We start from the raw sequence: 4,082 nt of genomic DNA on the forward strand, positions 1-4,082 counted from the left end.
GGCCTGGGAATTTTCAGTGTCCGCTGCAGTAATGATCCCTGATGAAGACCGGCAGATCGTTGGACGGAGGCATAAAGGGCACCTGGTACATCATGTCGCCGACAAAGCCGCGGTGATAGGTGCCGTGGTTGACCACATGCAGCACGATTTGCTCACGGGTCATGGCGCCTTGCCCGCCGCCAACGAATTCAAAATGGACGACTTTCGCGAGGTCGTCATTCGACCATGTGTCGACCAGATCGATATACCAGCGATCCATTTCCTGCACGGTTTCCCATAAATCGACGGCAGAAGGCGTGTGCTCGGTATTGCGTGCTGTGTAGCCATGCTTCCTGCCTTGCAGGTGGTGTCTGAAGATATCGTCTACCACATACACATGGTTCAAGGTGTGCACCATGTTGCCGAATCGCGTTGGCCTCTGGCGAAGGGCCTCCCCCTCAGGAAGCTCCAGTACAGTCTTGAAAGTCAGGCCATTCGCCCAACGCTTGTAGCGCACCAGCATTTTCAAGGTGTTGATCGCCGTGGCTGATGGTGTGGCGCCATCGCAGGCGCGGGCCGGGGTGGTTGCGCCCCGTATGGTTGTCGACATGTTCAAACTCTTCCTATGTTTTCAAAGGCCACGCAACGCTCCCTCGATATGGGTGCGTGTTTCTCCGCCGACCCAGACTTGATGGGCATCGTCGCGGCTCAAATAAATGCGGCCTTGTCGGCCCAGGCATGTGCCTTGAGCGGCTATGTAGTCGCCATGGACCATTCCGGTTGCGAACAGCCATTGGGCAAACGAGGCATTGAGACTTCCGGTGACAGGGTCTTCGACGATGGCTCCCAGATGGTCTGAGAAGAAGGCCCGAACTTCGAACCCAGGATCACTGCCGTTGGCGTGTGGGCCGATTACACCGACATCAATGCGGGTGCGCCATCGCCTGGCTGGGTGGAGCGACAGCACTTTCTCCGCCGAAAGCAACCGGATCCCCAGCCATCCCGGGCCATTGTCGATCCAGGCGGCGTCCAGAATGTCGCTGGCGTCAATTCCAAGCAATTGCCGCGCTTCGTCCAGTTCGGGTGGGGTTGGCGGGCCAGAACGGATCAGCGGTGGCGCAGCGAATGCAAGCCGCCCTCGATCGCGCCGGAGCTGGACCAGCCCTGCACCGCACTCCTGGACGATCGCCGCTTTGTGTTCGAGGCGGTTGTGGGCGGACAACCAGACGTGACAGCTTCCGAGGGTAGGGTGCCCTGCAAAAGGCATCTCCCTGTCCAAGGTGAAGATCCTGACCCGGTAGTCCGCCTCCGGATGCCTGGGGGCGAACACAAATGCCGTTTCGGAAAGGTTGAGCCACCGCGTCAGCCGCTGCATGTCGTGTGTGTTCAGCGCATCGGCACCGGTGACGACAGCCAGCGGATTGCCGGAAAGCGCGCCCGAGCCAAAGACATCGACCATATGGATAGCGAAGGTCATCGTTGGGGTCCTGTACCTGGAATCAATGGGAGAGGAGCTGTGCAAAGGCCAGGGTCTTCAACTGCGCAAGGCCAGCAGCTTCAGCCCTGCTACTGCAAACACCGCCGAGAGCACGCCTTCGATCCACCGCCGCAAGCGTGCATACAGGGCAATCATCGAGGTGGTTGAGAAGACGATGGCATAGCCGCCGAACACCCCAATTCCGAGGAGCACACAGCCACCCACAATCACCGCCACCCCATCGGCAGGGGTGTTGTGGTGGATTCCCAGCGAAATGATGGCGACCCAGGACATGATGGCCTTGGGATTGCCGAGGTGCATGAGAACGCCCTGCCGATAGAGCAAGCGATAGCGCAGCGCCTTGCCCGATACGCTCACCTCGTCAATGCTGTGGCACCGCTTCATGGCCGATTTTCCTGCGCGGAAGGCCAGCCAGAGCAGGTAGAGACCACCAGCGATTTTGAGGGCGACAAGCGCCTGTGCATATGTGGTCAATACGGCAGAAACGCCGGTGGCTGCCAGGATCGCCCAGAAGAGCGAGCCCGTGACCACACCGGCTGCCAAAGCGAGCGCGGGGCGGCGCCCGTCACGCATCGCCGTGCCCATGATGGCCATGTTGCTCGGTCCGGGGCTGGCAGTGGCGATGAGATAGGTGCCGTAGACGAGTGCGAACTGGCTTGCGGTCATGATGGTTTGCTCCAGAATTACGTGGCGCGAACTGCGCTACGGCTGCAGGTCCGCGCGATGGACGATATGAAGCTTGTTGCCATCGGGGTCCCGCAGGTAGGCGCCGTAATAGCCCTCGCCATAGCGGGGGCGGGGCCCAGGCGCGCCGTCATCGCAGCCGCCATGCGCAAGTCCATCGGCATAAGCCGTGTTCACTGCCGCTATCGATGGTGCAAGAAAGGCCACCATGCTGCCGTTGCCAGCAGTTGCCGGTTCACCGTTGAAGGGGCTGTAGACATAAAAGCGCGGCAAGGTGGCATGTGCACCGACCCAGCACAGCGCGGCAGGCCCGCCATCGGGCGAGACGATTCTGCGCTTCAATCCAAGCGGGGAGAGCACTGCATCGTAAAAGCGACCCGCTCGCCCAAGATCGCGTGCTCCGACAGTAATGTGGCTCAACATCCTGCTCTCCATCCCTTTCCCGCATCGCGGTCAGGCCCTTTTCACAAGGGGAAACTGCTTTCCAGAAGCATCGGTATGAACGTTACACTATTGAGGTATTTAAATAGTGTAACGTTACACTTATATTTCTGAGGCCGCGAGCGTGCTCCTTCAATCACCCTGGATTCCTCATTTGGCAAGCACGGGCGCGAACGTCGCCGAACGGCTGTCGTTGGCATTGGCCGGTGACATCATCGAAGGCCGGCTGGCAGGCGGCGATCGTTTGCCAGCGCACCGGGATCTGGCCAGGACATTGCAGATCGGCCTGGGCACGGTGACCAAGGCCTATGCCGCCCTGGAGCGCAGAGGCCTGACGCGCAGCGTCAAAGGGCGGGGAACCTTTGTGGCAATCCTCCAGGCCCATGGCGGCCGGCAGATCGATCTTTCAGCCAACGCGCCGCCGGCTGCGCTGGGTGCGCGGCTACTGGCGCGAACATTGACAGGGATCGCGCGCAAGATCGATGCGGATCACTTCAATCTGTACGCTCCCCCCGGTGGGCATCTGGAACACCGTCGCGTGCTTGCGCGCTGGCTTGACACGCTCGGCCTGGGTGTGGAGCCGTCGCACCTGGTTCTGACCAGCGGAGCCCGCCAGGCACTGGCGTTGGCCTTTGATCTTGTGTGCGGGAGGCATGGGGTGATTCTGACTGAACGGATCACCTATCCCGGGGCTATCGCTCTGGCCCGGCGCAGGGGGTACCGGATTCAGGGTGTCCAGATCGATTCCGAGGGGATGGTGCCGCAGGCGCTCGCCGAGGCACTTGCAGGCATCAAGGCCACAGAGGGGAGGGCGGTCTACCTCACGCCAACGCTGCACAATCCGACAACCGCCACCATGGGGGTTGCTCGAAGGCAAGCCATTGCAGAGATCTGTCGACAAGCGGGTGCCTGGATCATTGAAGATGGTGTGTATGCAGCGTCGTCTCCAGGGTTGCCTCAGTTGGCGACACTGGCTCCCGAGATCGCCCTGCACGTGAACGGGCTTTCCAAGTCGCTCGGCCCGGGGCTGCAGATTGGCATGCTGGCACTGCCTCCCAGTCTGTGCGAGGCCGCGCAGGACTTTCTGCGTGAGCTGCCAATGGCTCCGTCCGCCCTGTCATGCGCAGTGGTCGATGACTGGCTGGCCACTGGCGTGATTGCTGCGATCCAGCAAGATCTACGCCATGAGGCCCGGCGGCGGTCCAAAGTGGCAGCCTCGCTCCTGGGCACTCGCGGTCTCGTCTGGCACCCTGATGCCTATAACGCCTGGCTACCGATGAAACGCGATGTCGCCGATGGTGTCTTTTCTGCAGCTATGGACATGGGCGTGAAGCTGACCTCGCCGCAAAGCACCATGGTAAGACCCGGTGATAGCGCCAGCGGCCTGCGAATCTGCCTGGGCGGCGCCAGTTGGGAAGAACTGAATGAATCTCTGGCAATTCTGGCAGCATTGCTCAAGTGACGGGCTTGATGCTATGCG

General features: G+C 61.0%; 5 protein-coding genes. 1 reads left to right on the top strand and 4 read right to left on the bottom strand.

Annotated features, from left to right (window positions below; genetic code table 11):
* Window positions 1–13 precede the first annotated feature (13 nt).
* From ABIE32_RS21570 to ABIE32_RS21585, 4 genes are all read right to left on the bottom strand, one after another.
* Window positions 14–502: a DinB family protein gene (locus ABIE32_RS21570; protein ID WP_429019357.1), complete on the bottom strand. Its 489-nt coding sequence runs from the start codon at window positions 500–502 to the stop codon at window positions 14–16.
* Window positions 503–610: 108 nt separating this feature from the next.
* The gene (locus ABIE32_RS21575) at window positions 611–1,456 is read right to left on the bottom strand and encodes a PhzF family phenazine biosynthesis protein (RefSeq protein WP_429019345.1); all 846 of its coding nucleotides are present in this window, start codon (window positions 1,454–1,456) and stop codon (window positions 611–613) included.
* A gap of 57 nt (window positions 1,457–1,513) precedes the next feature.
* Window positions 1,514–2,143 (bottom strand): LysE family translocator, encoded by a 630-nt coding sequence (locus ABIE32_RS21580; RefSeq protein WP_429019348.1) that lies wholly within the window; start codon window positions 2,141–2,143, stop codon window positions 1,514–1,516.
* Window positions 2,144–2,179: 36 nt separating this feature from the next.
* Complete coding sequence (locus tag ABIE32_RS21585) at window positions 2,180–2,584, bottom strand: VOC family protein (RefSeq protein ID WP_429019351.1); 405 nt, start codon at window positions 2,582–2,584, stop codon at window positions 2,180–2,182.
* 142 nt (window positions 2,585–2,726) lie between these two features.
* Between ABIE32_RS21585 and ABIE32_RS21590 the strand changes: the two genes are divergently transcribed.
* Window positions 2,727–4,064 (top strand): PLP-dependent aminotransferase family protein, encoded by a 1,338-nt coding sequence (locus ABIE32_RS21590; RefSeq protein WP_429019354.1) that lies wholly within the window; start codon window positions 2,727–2,729, stop codon window positions 4,062–4,064.
* Window positions 4,065–4,082 lie beyond the last annotated feature (18 nt).

The sequence above is a fragment of the Comamonas sp. 4034 genome (assembly GCF_050434545.1).
In the GTDB taxonomy this organism is placed as follows: Bacteria; Pseudomonadota; Gammaproteobacteria; order Burkholderiales; family Burkholderiaceae_C; genus Comamonas; species Comamonas odontotermitis.

Bases quoted from the DNA above. Each gene is read 5' to 3' on its own strand.
- ABIE32_RS21570 (WP_429019357.1), bottom strand. From the start codon at position 502: ATGCTGGTGCGCTACAAGCGTTGGGCGAATGGCCTGACTTTCAAGACT.
- ABIE32_RS21575 (WP_429019345.1), bottom strand. From the start codon at position 1,456: ATGACCTTCGCTATCCATATGGTCGATGTCTTTGGCTCGGGCGCGCTT.
- ABIE32_RS21580 (WP_429019348.1), bottom strand. From the start codon at position 2,143: ATGACCGCAAGCCAGTTCGCACTCGTCTACGGCACCTATCTCATCGCC.
- ABIE32_RS21585 (WP_429019351.1), bottom strand. From the start codon at position 2,584: ATGTTGAGCCACATTACTGTCGGAGCACGCGATCTTGGGCGAGCGGGT.